Raw genomic sequence first — 14,152 nt, forward strand, 5'->3', positions numbered from 1 at the left:
GGGGTCAGCTTGCGGCGACCGTCGCCGCCGTCCGACAGCTCGCGAGCTGGGAGAGCTCCTCCCCGACGGGCGCACGCACCAGCTTGTCCGCGACCGTGCCGACCGACTGCCGCAGCCGCCGTCGGGCGCCCATCGCCCGGCGGCGGGCGCCGAGCGCGCCGAACACCCGGCAGACCAGGGCGAGCAGCAGGCCGAGCGCCAGCCCGCCCAGCACCATGAGCGTGGGCCAGGGAATCCGGAAGGGGTCGACGCCGGGCCCGTCGTCCGCGCCGGACTCCGGCCCCCCGGGGAACACGACGCCGCTGTCCCCCGACCAGGTCGGCAGGGTGAGCACCGGCGTCGGCAGCGGCGGGAGCTGCAGGTACGCGAACCCGAACAGGACCAGCAGCCACAGCAGACCCGCTGCCACGACGGTGATCAGGGTCCACTGGACCACGTTGACCAGGGACCACCACACCGGGCGCCGGGACGCCTCCACCCGGGTGGTCGCCACCGCCTGGTCGAGCGCGTCAGGGAGCGCCTCGATCCCTGCCTGCCCGCGTGCGCGGGCCGCCAGGACCCAGGGGTCCGCGGCACCGCGCGTCACCTCCTCGACGTAGCGCCGCACGGCTGACGCAGCTGCCGACCGCACGGCGGGCCGGGCCGTCGGCAGCGACGTGCGGACCAGGTCGTCGCGGCCCGACGGCGCCCGGTGCTCCCGGTCCGTGGTCCGCAGCCCGAGCCGCCGCAGCGGGTCCTTGCGCAGCCGCCCGACCCAGCGGGTGAGCGGCCAGCCGGTCGCCGCGCGCGCGTCCCGGCGGGCGGAGGCCCGGACGGCGTCGACCACCGTCGGCACGCCCGCCGCCGCCTCGAGCGCCGCCACGAGCTCGCCCTTGGCCTGGTTCCCCAGGCGCGACGGCGGCGGCGTGCCGCACTCGTCGACGATCTTCTGTGCCACCGCCCGCTCGTCCGCGGCGAGCCGGGCGGTCGCCGCCTCCCGCTTGGCCGCCGCCTTCGCCAGCAGGCCCTGGAGGTCGTCCATGCCCTGGCCCGTCCTGGCCGACACGGCGAGCACACGCGCACCCTCCAGACCGTCCTGCGCCACCAGGCGCTTGAGGTCGGCCAGCATCGCCGACGTCTCATCCGGGGTGAGGCGGTCCGCCTGGTTGAGCGCGACGACCACCACCTCCGCCCGCCCCGCGAGCGGACGCAGGAAGCCCTCGTGCAGCGCGGCGTCCGCGTACTTCTGCGGGTCGACCACCCAGACCAGCAGGTCCGCGCGCTGCACCAGCCGCTCGGCCCGCATCCGGTGCTCGGTCACCACCGAGTCGTGGTCGGGCAGGTCCAGCAGCACGAGCCCCGTGGTGTCCCCCACCGGTGTCCGGCGGCGTGACGGCCCGGGTTCGACCGGCGGCGGTGACGGCTCACCCTCCGCGGTCGGCGCGCCCACCTGGTGGCGCCGCCCGACCTCCAGCCAGTCCAGGAGCGGGTCCGCACCCTCGCCCCAGACCGCGGCCATCGGGTGCGACGTCGTCGGACGCCGCACGCCCGGCTGCGCGATCGCGACGCCGGCCACGGCGTTCAGCACCGACGACTTGCCCGATCCCGTCGCGCCCGCCAGTGCCACCACGGTGTGCTCCGCGGACAGCCCGCCCCGCTCCCGCGCCCGGGTCGCGACGGCGCGCGCCTCGTCCAGCAGGGCCGGCTCGATGCGGCCCTCCGCGGCCTCGACGGCCGTCTCGAGGGCAGTGGTCCGGTCGGCCAGGTCGAGCCGGCTCATCGGTCGCCCTCTCCGAACAGGCGCTTCCAGAAGCCCTTCCGGGCCGGCTCCTCGGGGATGTCGCTGCGGCCCTTCGCGAGGTTGCCGCCCGCCGGCCGGGCCCGGACGCCGCGCAGGCCCCGGCCCTCGGTGAGGTCCTCGGTGACCGTCCCGGTACCGGTGTCCGGGCCGACGTCGGCGGCACGGGCCCGGCCACGACGCTCCGCCGAGGCGGCCGACGCGACGGCGGCGGCCGCCGAGCGCAGGCCGGCTCCGCCCGACTCCGCCGAACCCAGGGCGTCCAGCTGCGCCGTGTACCGGGCCGCCTGCCCGTCCATGACCGCCTGGATGCGGGCACGCAGCCGGTCACGGGCCTGCATGGCCAGGCCCCGCACGGCGTCCTCCCCGAACACCGCCTCCAGCAGGCGCTGGGCCAGGACCGCCGACCCGCCCGCGATCCCGACCTCGATGCCGGTGAGCCCGCCCGTCGAGGCGAACACGAAGATCATCAGGGCCACGCCGAGGCCGTTCACACCCAGCGAGAGGACCCGGGCGGTGCCACGCTTGGCCGCGCCCTGCTCCCGCACGAGCTCCAGGACGTCGCCCTGCCAGCCGCGGATCTGGCCGGCCACCTCGGCGCGGAGCGCCGCCGGCGTCCGCGACAGCTCCAGACCCTCCAGGAGCGCCGCACCGGCAGCGTCGCCCCGCCACGCCTGGTAGGACCGTTCGGCGGCGTCCTCGGCGGCGTCGAGCACCACGGACTCCAGGCCGTGGGCGATGGCCTGCTCGACCTGGGGCGCCTCCTTCGGCTTGCCGCGGAAGAATCCGGCCACGGCGTCCCGGAACCGGCCGATGCCCTCCTCGATCGCGCGGAAGAACTCGCCGGTACCCACGAAGTCCTGCCAGCGGGCGAGCACCTCGCCCCGCAGCAGCGCACCGTCCGACGTCGCCGCCGCCACGTGAGCCACCGCGTCCGCGTAGGCGCGGTCCACCGCGTGGCGCAGCCGGACGTCGGCGGCCTGCTGCTCGTCCGCGGCATCGGCCAGGGCCGCCGCCCGCTCCACGAGGGAGTCGACGACGCCGTCGCGGGTCGCCGCGATGACCCGCCCGCGCGCTTCCGCGTCGCCGCCGAGCCCGGTGAGCCAGCGCGACACGTCCGAGACCGCCTCCTCGGGCAGCATCCCGTCCACCAGCTCGGCCTCGGGAATGACGAAGAGCGCGCTCTCGGCCAGGCCCTGCTCCACCATCATGTCCCGCAGGTCGTCGGCGGTGGCCTCGGCGCCCGGGTCCACGCGGTCCAGCACCATCGCCACCTGCGCCTTGCGCCCCGCGGCCTGCAGCAGCAGGTCCCACGGCACCGCGTCCGCGTACCGCGCCGACGTCGTGACGAACAGCCACAGGTCGGCCGCCCCGAGCAGCTGCGCCGCGAGGTCCCGGTTGACCGTGTCCACCGAGTCGATGTCCGGAGCGTCCAGCAGGGCCAGGCCCTTCGGCAGCGCATCGCTCGGCACGAGGCGCAGGGTGCGGCTGGGCTCGGACGGCGTCCCGCCGTCGGACGGCGGTGCGGTCCCCGCCGCGCCGGACGTCGTCAGGCGGGCCATCCCCGGCAGCACCCGGTCCGTGGAGAACCAGCGCGCGTCCAGCGGGTGGTGCACCAGCACCGGTGCCTTCGTCGTGGGCCGCAGCACGCCCGGCTGGGTCACCATCTCGCCCAGCACCGAGTTCACGAGGGTCGACTTGCCCGCGCCCGTCGACCCACCGACCACCACGAGGAGCGGCGCCTTCTGGGCACGCAGCCGGGGCAGCAGGTAGTCGTCGAGCTGGTCGGTGGCGCGACGCTGGTCCGTGCGCGCCGTCTCCACGCCCGACGTCTCCAGCGGCAGCCGCAGCGCGCCCAGCCGGGCTCGTAGGACCTCCAGCGCGCCGACCAGGCCGGAGCTGTCGCCGGTCGCGTCGCCGGTCGCGTCAGTGGGCACCACCGCGGACCCGGAGGCAGTCCTCGGCTCGGCGGCTGCCGCCGGCTCGGAGGCAGCCGCGCGGTCCGGTGCGCCAGGTGCAGCGGAGTCGTCGGGCTGATCGGTCATGCCGCACAGTCTGCCGCAGACACGCTGGTCAGGCGCGATCGTGCGGCAAATATGTCAGCCGCCGAGGCGGGTACGCAGCCACTCGAGGGCCGCGTGCGCCACCTCGCGCTGCACGGCGCGGCCGTGCGGCAGGCCCGGCTGGGGCGGCCGCATCGACTCGAGCACGAGTGCGCCGGCGGTGACCGTCACCGCGCAGGTGAGCGCCTCGGGATCGACGTCGGGCAGCGGGTGCCGGTCCATGACCACCTCGGGCGGCGGGGCACCGTCGACCCGGAGGTGCGGCAGCAGCAGCACGACGTCGAGATATGACGCACCGCGGGAGGGCATGAACCAGTCGACGGCGTGGGCGCTGGTCGCGTCCCACCCGTGGTCGGTGATGAGTATCGACTCGCGGCTCAGGGCGCCGTGGACGAGGTTCTTGCCGGACATGGCCTCGTCGGCATAGCTCGCGATCTCGGCGAGGTGCTCGATCTTGTCGGACAGCCACGGTGTGAAGGCCGAGAGCCCTGGCGGTCGCATGGCGGCGATGGTGGCCCAGGCCTGGCTGTCGATCAGGTCGAGCGTGTCGGGCAGGTCCGGCGGGGCCTCGCTGGAGCCGATCTGGATGGCGAGCTCGACGGCCGCGGCGAGGTCCGCCTCGTCCCACGGGTCGTGCGGCGGGCGGATGGGCTCGTTGCGGTAGCCGAGCACCACCCACCGCCCGGCGCCCGGCAGCACCTCGTCGACGAACCACTCGCGCGGGAGCATCGGGACGTCGTCAGGCAGGGTGGCCACGGAGGCCGCCTCGGCGGCCATCCGGTCCTGCGTCAGCGGCGCCTCCGGCCCGACGGCACGCACGATCGACCGTCCGGAGGCCGTCTGCAGCACCTCCAGCGTCCCGGCCGGCTCGGTCCCGCTCATCGGAGCGGAGCCGATCACCCGTCCCCCCATGGTCTCGCTCACACGGGAACGGACAGAGGGGGGAAGATCGGACCACGCCGGCCGCCGGACAGCACTCATGGCCGGAGTTTGCCCAAGAGAAGTTCACCCTGCAAACCACAAACGGCGGTGCGTGCACCACATTCGTGGTGCGCCACCTGCAGTTTCGCCGGGAACGTCGTCAGAAACCGAGCCGGGTCTGGAGCCAGGAGACCGCGGTGCGGGCCAGCCGGTGCTGGTAGGAACGCAGCTCGGGCATGCCGGCCGGCGGGGGCTCCATCGACGACTTCACGTAGTGGCCGGCGAGCACCGCTATCCAACAGGTCACGGCGTCCGGCTCCGTGCCGGGCGGCACGCCGTACCGGCGCAGCGTCGCCTCGGGCGGCGGTCCGTCGCTGGTCCGGACGTGCACCAGCATCGACACCAGGTCGAGGTACGGAGCTCCGACGCTGCCCCGGATCCAGTCGGCGACCAGCGGCTTCTCGCCGGGCGCCGCGGGGAGCAGGACGTTCTGCACGCGGAGCGTGCCGTGCTGGAGGCTCGTGCCCGCTATCGCGTCGGGTGCGTGCGAGGCGATCTCCGCGAGCCCTTCCAGCCGGTGCATCAGCCACGGCGAGTGATTCGCGAGCCCGGCGGGTCGCGTGTCCGCGAGGATCTCCCACGAGTTCGTCGGGAACGCCTTCTCCTCGGGCAGGAACATCGGGTCGTCGGGGGCCTCGATCTCACCGATCGAGCGCACCACCCGGATCAGGGCGGCGACGTCCTCCTCCGGCCACGAGAGGTCGATCGGCCGCACCTTGGCACGCATCGAGTAGCCGATGGCCACCCAGGTGCCGAGGTTGGGCAGCACCTCGTCGATCGACCACAGCAGCTCGGGGTGGGGCGCGGCCTCGGGGAGCAGCGGCGACAGCGCGATCTCCTGGCGCAGGAAGCTCAGCGGGCCGGGCTGTTCCGTGCCCAGCGCCTTGACGAAGGTGTTGCCCTTCGTCGTCTGCACCTGGAACTGCGCACCCGGCAGGACTCCGGAGTCGCCGGGATGCCTGGAGCCGATCACGCGGGCGCCGAGCAGGTGGGTGATGCGGTCTCGCAGCGGAGGCGGAAGGTCACGCCACCCGGGACGCAGGGCAGGGCTCACTGCGGCATCTTGTCGAACATGTCCCAATGCGGCAAGGATGACCTTTTTAGTCATATCCCTTCGCGACGAAAGAGGGCTGTGGTCGGCGTTTGGAACGCCGACCACAGCCCTCTTCTCGTCGACCGACAGCGGTCAGTCTCGTCGACCGTCAGCGGTCAGTCGCGGTACGTGTCGCGCGACTTCCTCGGGCTCGTCGTCAGTCGCGGGTCAGCTTGCGGTAGGTGACCCGGTGCGGGCGTGCCGCGTCGGCGCCGAGACGCTCGACCTTGTTGGCCTCGTACGACTCGAAGTTGCCCTCGAACCAGTACCAGTTGCCCGGGTTCTCCTCGGTGCCCTCGTAGGCGAGGATGTGCGTCACCACGCGGTCGAGGAACCACCGGTCGTGAGACACCACGACGGCGCAGCCGGGGAACTCCAGCAGGGCGTTCTCCAGCGAGCCGAGGGTCTCGACGTCGAGGTCGTTGGTGGGCTCGTCGAGCAGCAGCAGGTTGCCGCCCTGCTTGAGCGTCAGCGCCAGGTTGAGGCGGTTGCGCTCACCACCGGAGAGCACGCCCGCCGGCTTCTGCTGGTCCGGGCCCTTGAACCCGAACGACGCGACGTACGCGCGCGACGGGATCTCGACGTTGCCGACCTTGATGAAGTCGAGCCCGTCGGACACGACCTCCCAGAGGGTCTTCTTCGGGTCGATGCCGCCACGCGACTGGTCGACGTACGAGATCGAGACCGTCTCGCCGACCTTGAGGTTGCCCCCGTCGAGCGGCTCCAGTCCCACGATCGTCTTGAACAGCGTGGTCTTGCCGACACCGTTCGGCCCGATGACGCCGACGATGCCGTTCCGCGGGAGCGTGAACGACAGGCCGTCGATGAGGACGCGGTCGTCGAAGCCCTTCTTCAGGTTCTCGGCGTCCAGCACCAGGGAGCCGAGTCGCGGCCCCGCAGGGATCTGGATCTCCTCGAAGTCGAGCTTCCTGGTGCGGTCCGCCTCCGCCGCCATCTCCTCGTAGCGGGCCAGACGAGCCTTCGACTTGGTCTGGCGGCCCTTGGCGTTCGAGCGCACCCACTCCAGCTCGTCCTTGAGACGCCTGGAGAGCTTGGCGTCCTTCTTGCCCTGGACCTCGAGGCGGGCCTGCTTCTTCTCGAGGTACGTCGAGTAGTTGCCCTCGTAGGGGTAGAGCCGGCCGCGGTCGATCTCGCAGATCCACTCCGCGACGTGGTCGAGGAAGTACCGGTCGTGCGTCACGGCGAGGACCGCGCCGGCATAGCCCGCGAGGTGCTGCTCGAGCCACAGCACGGACTCGGCGTCGAGGTGGTTGGTGGGCTCGTCGAGGAGCAGCAGGTCAGGCTTCTCCAGGAGCAGCTTGCAGAGCGCGACACGACGGCGCTCACCACCGGAGAGCACCGACACGTCGGCGTCCGGCGGCGGGCAGCGCAGCGCGTCCATCGCCTGCTCGAGCTGGGAGTCGAGGTCCCACGCGTCGGCGGCGTCGATCTCCTCCTGCAGCGTGCCCATCTCGGCCAGCAGGGCGTCGAAGTCCGCGTCCGGCTCCGCCATGAGCGCGGAGATCTCGTCGAACCGCGCCTTCTTGGCGAGGATCTCGCCGACCGCCTCCTGGACGTTGCCCAGGACCGTCTTCTCCTCGTTCAACGGCGGCTCCTGCAGCAGGATGCCCACGGTGTAGCCCGGCGAGAGCCGCGCCTCGCCGTTCGACGGCTGGTCCAGCCCGGCCATGATCTTGAGGATCGTGGACTTACCGGCACCGTTCGGGCCGACCACGCCGATCTTGGCGCCCGGCAGGAAGTTCAGCGACACGTCATCGAGGATGACCTTGTCGCCGTGCGCCTTGCGCGCCTTGTACATGGAGTAGATGTATTCAGCCACTGCCTGTGTTCCACCGTTCACAGAAGGTACTTCGGACGGGTGCGCTCACGCGGAGCGGGTGCCGGGCAATCCCTGCGCGGAGGTTCTCCCCCGGCACCCGCGGACCGCGGAGCACGACTGGCCCAGCCTACGCGTTCACCAGCTCGCGCTGCCCGACGCCGGAGCCGTCACCCTCGTTGCCCTCGTCACCGAGGAGCTCGTCGCCGTCCGTGGGCGCCAGGACGTCGAGGCCGAACGGGTCGACGTCGCCCGGCCGCGTCGCGGTCAGCCCGCCGCCGTCCACCGGGGTGACCGGAGCCCCGTCCGGCACCGTGTCGTGGTGCACCACCCGGGTGAAGCCGACCTTGCCGCGCGTCGCGTCGACGCCGATCGCCGTCGCGACGATCACCAGGCCCGCGCGCTGCTGACCGTCGGCACCTGTCCACTCGTCCATCTCGAGCCGGCCCGTGACGACCACCGGAACACCCTTGTGCACCGACTCGACGACGTTCAGCGCGGCCGTCCGCCAAGCCTTGACGGTGAACCAGAGCGTCGCACCGTCGGTCCAGTCCCCGTTCTCGTTCACGTAGCGCCGGGTGCTGGCCACGCGGAACGTGGTCCATTCCAGGTTCTTTGCCGCGTTCAGGTGCAGCGCCGGCGTGCTGCCGGCGTTGCCCGACACGGTCACCGTGACATCGTTCATCTCAGCCCTCCTGGGTCGACGGGCCGGCCCCAGCGGCCGACCCGCACCCAGCATCAGGCGCGAACGGTGCCCAGATCCGTGAGGCGGACGGCGCCTGGGGACGAAGCCCGCATCGAGCCGCTTGTGGTCGTGTTCTCTTCCAGGCGCAGCGGTGCGGAGGGGCCGTCGTCCCGCGCACTCTGTGCGAGCTCACGCACGGCACGGTGCTCGTCCAGCAGCTTCTGGGTGGGTTCACCGAGGGTCTGCTGCAGCACTCGTTCGATCGCCGCCCTGCCCGACGCGATGATGCCCTGCGCACGCCGGGCGGCCAACGTGCGCCGCAGCTGCACGGCCACGAGGAACACCACGAGCGCGGCCGCCGCAGCCACGACGGCGAGCACACCGAGCGCCGTCGTCCAGGACTCGTCCGCCGGCAGGACACCCATGGCGGCCAGCACCGTGGCGATCCCGAGCACCACGGCGACCAGCACCGCCCCGAGCGCGAGCCGGCGCGTGAGGCGCTGTGTCGTCGGGCCGCGGGTGTCCAGGGTGACGCCCTGCAGCGCTGTCGCCAACGCCGTCGCCACCTCCTGGGCGCTCGCCACGCTCGCCGCGAGCGACCGCTGCCAGCCGGGCCGGAGCGACTCCCCCGTCCCGCTGAGCCACCGCGACCGGGACAGGGCGATCGAGTCCGGGTCGGGCGTGCGGAACTCGGGCGAGCCGTACCCGTTGCGCACCGCGGCACCGACCTGGGCCGCGACGGACTCCAGCCCCGTCGCCCGCGACAGGGCGTCCACCTCGCGCACGAGCACCGTGTCGATGTGCCACGGCACCTCGGCCGGCGTCTGGCTCAGCAGCAGGGTGGCAGCCGCGTCGAGCTCGCCGGCGGCCCGGCCCGCCGAGACCGACCGGCGCGCGACCGTCTGCTCCAGCAGCCCACGCAGGTCGGCGATGCCGATGTCCGTCTTCGTCGACGCCGCCACCACCGGGACGTTCTCCAGGCCGTCGTCGCGCAGGAGCCGCTTCACGTCGTTGACCAGGTTGTCGCGCTGCCCCACCGGGACCGTGTCGATCTGGTTCAGCACCACCACGGTCGACGCCTGCATCCCCGACGAGTCGCGCAGGTAGCCCGTGTGCAGGGCGTCGTCGGCGTACTTCTGCGGGTCCACCACCCACACGAGCAGGTCGACCAGCGGCAGCACCTTGTCCACCACGTCCCGGTGCCCCGGGGCCACCGAGTCGTGGTCGGGCAGGTCCAGCAGCACCAGCCCGGCGAGGCCCGCCTCGTCCGCGGCGTCGAGCTCCCCCGCTCGCGTGATGCGGCGCTCGCGCTCGACACCGAGCCAGTCCAGCAGCGCCGAGGCGTCGTCGCTCCACGAGCAGGCGGTGACCTTGGCGGTGGTGGGGCGCTTCACGCCGACGTCGGCGAACGTGAGGCGGGAGATCTTGTTGAAGGTGCTCGACTTGCCGGACCCGGTACCGCCCGCGAGCGCCACCACCGTGTGGTCGACACCGAGCGCGAGTCTCTCCCGCACGCCCGCGACGGAGCTGGCGACCTTGCCGAAGACGGCGTCGTCGAGGCGCGATCCCGCGATCTGGAGTGCTCGTCCGAGGTCCTCGGTGCGCGCGCTCAGTGTCGCGTCGTGGCTCGTCATGTCAGCCTCCTGAGCTCGGCCAGCCGCACGCGGAGCGGAGCGGCCGCGTCGTCGGCTAAGGCGGGGACGTCAAGGGCACTCTGGACAGAACGGGCCTCTTCCGCAACCGCAAGCGCCACCTTGTCGGCAAGTTCGCCCTGTAGTTCCTCGATGGTCTCGCTGACCGTCTCGCCGAGAACCCGGTCGACGAGCCGTGCGGAGTCCTCGTTCCCGAGCGCGGTGGCCAGCAGGAGGGTCGCGAGGCCGGTGTCGCCGAATGTCTTCCGGGCACCGGCGGCGCGGCCCGCGGCGGCGTGCTCGGAGCTCTCCGCGGCCGTGGCGTCCATGCGCCGGACGATGTCGTCGGCCCGCGCGGCCCACCCGGCCGCGGTCTCCTGACCCCAGGCGAGGCGGTCCGTGGCGCGCTCAGGGCCGTTCGGGAGGATCGTCTCCCCGGCGGGAGGTGCGCTGGGGCCGGTGAGGAGGCCGCGCAAGCTCTCCTCGGTGCGGACGCCGGCGGCCACGAAGGCGCGGGCCGCGGTGGCCTCGACCTCCTCGCGCAGGCTGGCGAGCGCCGCCTCGCGGGCCTTGCCAGCACGCTTGGTGGTCCGGGCGACGCCGTCGCGGACCGTGACGCGGGAGATCCGATGGGTGCTCTCGAGCTCGGCGAACCGGGCGGCGACGCTGCCTTCGCCCGCCGCGCCGGACAGGACGGCGGTCCGTGCCGCCAGCTGCTCGTCCGGGACCACGGAGTCGACGGCGTTGCGCAGGTCGAACGCGGCGGTGCCCTGGTCCTCGACCGCGGCGACGAGCCCCATCACCCATTCGGGGAGGGCGCCGAGCGCGCCCTTGAGCGTGCGCAGGATGATCGTCCGTGAGCGCTCGGGTCCGGCCATCAGCCCGAGCCAGCGCTGGATCGGCTCCACCAGCTTCGGGTCGAGCAGCCCTTCGTGCGGCCCGACATCGGGCACGATGAACAGCGGGACGTCCTTCATGCCCCGTTCCTTCATCCGCGAGTTGAGGTCCGCGCGGATGGTCGTCAGGTTCTCCTTCGGGACCCGGTTGAGCACCATCGCGACGCTCGCCCCGCGCTCCTTCGCGCGGTCCAGGGCCTGCCAGGGCAGGGCGTCGCCGTACCGGGCGGCGGTCGTGACGAACAGCCAGAGGTCGGCGGCCTCGAGCAGCTGGTGGGCGGTCGAGCGGTTCTCCGACAGGAACGAGTCGAGGTCGGGCGCGTCCATCAGCGCGGTCCCGCGCGGCACGCCCTCGTGCTTGACCAGCCGGGCGAGCTCGGTGACGGGGCCGGGGGTGAGGGTGTCGACGTCGCGCGGGTGGACGCCCACGACGGGCTCGCGGGTCGTGGGTCGCAGCACCCCTGCCTCGGACACCTCCTCGCGCAGCAGGCTGTTGAACAGGGTGGACTTTCCGGCTCCCGTGGAGCCCGCCAGCACGACGACGGCGGGGCTGGACAGCTCGGCGAGGCGCGGCAGCAGGTGCTCGTCGAGCTGCGCCAGGAGTCTCATCCGGGAGGCTTCGGCTTCTTCGGCACTGTCGATGGGAAGAGGGAGGGTCGCGGACGCGACGTCGCGGCGCAGATCTCGGACGACGTCGTGCACCGTGAAGCCGAGCTGCTCCGCAACGTTCGGGTCCACACCACCCCGACGGCCGAGCACTGCGGAGCGTGTTCCTGGAGTCACGGCTTCATCCTGATAGGTCAAGATCGTTCTGCCAACCCGTGCCGCACTGTTGGTAGGCAGGAACACAGAGATTGTTGTAGCGACAGAGCGGGACGGAAAGGATGAACCATCGCGCTCCATGACAACAGATCGGTGCCCCCGGCAGGATTCGAACCCGCGACCTAGTCATTAGAAGTGACCCGCTCTATCCAACTGAGCTACGGAGGCAAGCGAAGCGAGTTTAGCCTAGGTCGGGCTGGCCTTGACCATGCCAAGTGAAGCGTCCGACAAGCCACGTCGACGAGCCAAGTGGCAGGTACGGAGTGTGTCGCAACGGCTCGAGAGCGGTCCGCTAGACCCGGCGCCATCACTTTCCGGCGATATCCCCCTCTGGGCCCGTGTATTCTTCGTAGTGACCAGAATTAATACTTGAGTCACTACGAGGAGCGCCCCACGTGCCACGCCCGCTCGTCGCCGACCGCCGAGGCCGCATCCTCACGGCCGCGCGGGACCTGATCCTGACCAAGGGCTGGGCGGAGGTCACGGTGGCCGACATCGCGGCCGGTGCCGGGATCGGAAAGGGCGCCGTCTACCTGGAGTTCCCGGACAAGCCGGCCATCCTCGCGGCGGTCCTGAACCGCAGCATGCGACAGCTGTCCGCTGAGGTCCACGGCCGGGTGCTCGCCGCACCCGGCCTCGTCGACCTGCCCGCCGTGTACCGGTTCGCCGTCGAGGCCCTGCTGGGCGACCCGCTGATGCGCGCGCTCTACCTGGGCGACCAGGCAGTGCTCGGCACGCACGTCCGCGACGTGACCGACGACCGCTACCTGCAGCGCCTCGGCTGGCTGACCGACTACGTCACCGGCCTGCAACGGGCCGGCGTGCTCGACCCCGCGACGCCCGCGGACACGATCGTCCGGGTCCTCAGCGTGTTCACGCTGGGCCTGGCCCATGCGCCCGGCGCGCTCGGCGCCACGTCCGCCCAGGACCTGGCCGAGACGGTCGAGCTGTTCGCCGGTCTCGTCGGCCGCGGGCTCGCCACGGACCTGCCGACCGATCCCGAGGCGGCCCGTGCGGCACAGCTGGCCCTGCTCGAACGCCTCGACGCCCAGCTCGACCTGCTCAAGGAGCCCACGTGACCAGCCTCTTCGAGACCCACACCGACCTGACCGTCTCCGGCGGGCCGGTGCGGCACCACCAGGTCGGTGACACGGGGCCGCCGGTCCTCCTGCTCCACGGCGCCATGCTGGACACCGCCCAGGGCGTGTGGCGGCGAGTCGCGCCCGCGCTGGCGGCCGACCATCAGGTGCACCTCGTCGACCTGCCGAGGCACGGCGGCAGCCGACCCTGGCAGGGCGTGCTCGACGACGCCTTCTACCGCCGGTTCCTCGACGAGCTGCTGGACACCCTCGACCTGCCGCAGGTGGCCATGATCGGGCTCTCGATGGGTGGCGGCATCGCGACCGGCTACGCGCTGGACCATCCGGAACGGGTCAGCTCCCTGATCGCCGTCGGGCCGGGCGGGATCGGGGCCCGGCGCCGGGCGCAGCTGCTCACCTGGCTGTTCCTGCGCGCGCCCGGAACCATGCGGCTGACCAGCCGGTACCTCGCCCGCCGTCCGGAGCTCGTCCGGAAGTCCATGCTCAGCAGCCTCACCGCCGGCGCGGACACCCAGGACTTCGAGGACATCGTCCGCCTGGCCACCGAGGAAGCCCGGGCGAAGGACGCGCACGGTGAACCAGGGCTCGACGACTGGCAGACCCAGGCCTACGGGCCGTTCTCGATGCGGCTGAACCTCCTGCTCGACCTGCCGAGGCTCGCCGTCCCGACGCTGTGGGTCCGGGGCGACCAGGACTCGCTCGTGGGACACGCGGAGCTGTCCGCCGCGGCCGCCGCGGCGCCCGGCTCACGCCTGGTCACCGTCGCGGACGCCGGGCACATCGTCACCTACGACCAGCCCGACGAGTTCACCCGGCTGGCCCGAGCCTTCCTTGCCGAGACGCTCGACCCTCGGGCGTAGCCGGCGGCGCAACGCCAGCTCCCGGATCCCGAGGAAGAGGGGGAGCGTGAAGGCGATGGCGACCATGAAGCTGAGCGGCACGAGGATCCAGACCCAGCGAGCCCAGCCGAGCCGGGCGCCCTCGACCAGCATGAACAACGACGCCGCAAGGGCGACGACGATGATGTCGACCGCCGCCGAGGAGCTCGCCGGGTTGGCGAACCAGCCCTCGAGGTAGCCGAGCCCTTGCGGGTCGGCCATGAACGCGACGTTGAAGCTCCAGGTTCCGACCAGGCCGGCCAGCGCGAGCGTGAACCACGTGACGGCGAGGGTGAGACGGCCCCGAGCGGGAACTCGTGCGGCTTTCGACATGGCAGCTCCTGGTGGAGATCGGTATTGATATCGACACTATCGATAGTTACACTATC

11 protein-coding genes and 1 tRNA gene are annotated in these 14,152 nt (G+C 72.4%); 2 read left to right on the plus strand and 10 right to left on the minus strand.

Translation table 11 applies throughout. From position 1 onward, the window contains the following. Window positions 1-4 precede the first annotated feature (4 nt). The 9 genes from LUM46_RS18035 to LUM46_RS18075 form a co-directional block, all read right to left on the minus strand. The gene (locus LUM46_RS18035; protein WP_274995699.1) at window positions 5-1,759 is read right to left on the minus strand and encodes a GTPase; all 1,755 of its coding nucleotides are present in this window, start codon (window positions 1,757-1,759) and stop codon (window positions 5-7) included. Next, the gene (locus LUM46_RS18040; RefSeq protein ID WP_274995701.1) at window positions 1,756-3,822 is read right to left on the minus strand and encodes a dynamin family protein; all 2,067 of its coding nucleotides are present in this window, start codon (window positions 3,820-3,822) and stop codon (window positions 1,756-1,758) included. The genes LUM46_RS18035 and LUM46_RS18040 overlap by 4 nt, the downstream gene beginning before the upstream one ends. Window positions 3,823-3,876: 54 nt before the next feature. Then, a complete protein-coding gene (locus LUM46_RS18045) occupies window positions 3,877-4,764 on the minus strand; it encodes a hypothetical protein (protein WP_274995703.1) in 888 nt (295 codons plus the stop codon). A 157-nt stretch (window positions 4,765-4,921) separates the two neighbouring features. Then, window positions 4,922-5,875 (minus strand): phosphotransferase, encoded by a 954-nt coding sequence (locus LUM46_RS18050; protein WP_274995705.1) that lies wholly within the window; start codon window positions 5,873-5,875, stop codon window positions 4,922-4,924. A 196-nt stretch (window positions 5,876-6,071) separates the two neighbouring features. Beyond that, window positions 6,072-7,754 (minus strand): energy-dependent translational throttle protein EttA, encoded by a 1,683-nt coding sequence (gene ettA, locus LUM46_RS18055; protein WP_274995706.1) that lies wholly within the window; start codon window positions 7,752-7,754, stop codon window positions 6,072-6,074. Window positions 7,755-7,881: 127 nt separating this feature from the next. Further along, window positions 7,882-8,436, minus strand: coding sequence for a single-stranded DNA-binding protein (locus LUM46_RS18060; RefSeq protein ID WP_274995707.1), 555 nt, complete (start codon window positions 8,434-8,436; stop codon window positions 7,882-7,884). A gap of 53 nt (window positions 8,437-8,489) precedes the next feature. Beyond that, window positions 8,490-10,070 (minus strand): GTPase, encoded by a 1,581-nt coding sequence (locus tag LUM46_RS18065; protein ID WP_274995708.1) that lies wholly within the window; start codon window positions 10,068-10,070, stop codon window positions 8,490-8,492. Next, the gene (locus tag LUM46_RS18070) at window positions 10,067-11,746 is read right to left on the minus strand and encodes a GTPase (protein ID WP_274995711.1); all 1,680 of its coding nucleotides are present in this window, start codon (window positions 11,744-11,746) and stop codon (window positions 10,067-10,069) included. Before LUM46_RS18070 ends, LUM46_RS18065 begins: the two co-directional genes overlap by 4 nt. A gap of 133 nt (window positions 11,747-11,879) precedes the next feature. Next, window positions 11,880-11,953 (minus strand) — tRNA-Arg (locus LUM46_RS18075). A 227-nt stretch (window positions 11,954-12,180) separates the two neighbouring features. Here LUM46_RS18075 and LUM46_RS18080 point away from each other — a divergent pair. Beyond that, a complete protein-coding gene (locus LUM46_RS18080) occupies window positions 12,181-12,864 on the plus strand; it encodes a TetR/AcrR family transcriptional regulator (protein ID WP_274995712.1) in 684 nt (227 codons plus the stop codon). After that, window positions 12,861-13,745, plus strand: coding sequence for an alpha/beta fold hydrolase (locus LUM46_RS18085; protein ID WP_274995713.1), 885 nt, complete (start codon window positions 12,861-12,863; stop codon window positions 13,743-13,745). Before LUM46_RS18080 ends, LUM46_RS18085 begins: the two co-directional genes overlap by 4 nt. On the opposite strand, the gene LUM46_RS18090 is transcribed toward LUM46_RS18085, so the two are convergent. Next, window positions 13,632-14,096, minus strand: coding sequence for a DUF2834 domain-containing protein (locus LUM46_RS18090; RefSeq protein ID WP_274995714.1), 465 nt, complete (start codon window positions 14,094-14,096; stop codon window positions 13,632-13,634). The genes LUM46_RS18085 and LUM46_RS18090 overlap by 114 nt on opposite strands. Between the last annotated feature and the right edge of the window lie 56 nt (window positions 14,097-14,152).

The sequence above is a fragment of the Promicromonospora iranensis genome, from assembly GCF_028994805.1.
Classification (GTDB): domain Bacteria; phylum Actinomycetota; class Actinomycetes; order Actinomycetales; family Cellulomonadaceae; genus Promicromonospora; species Promicromonospora iranensis.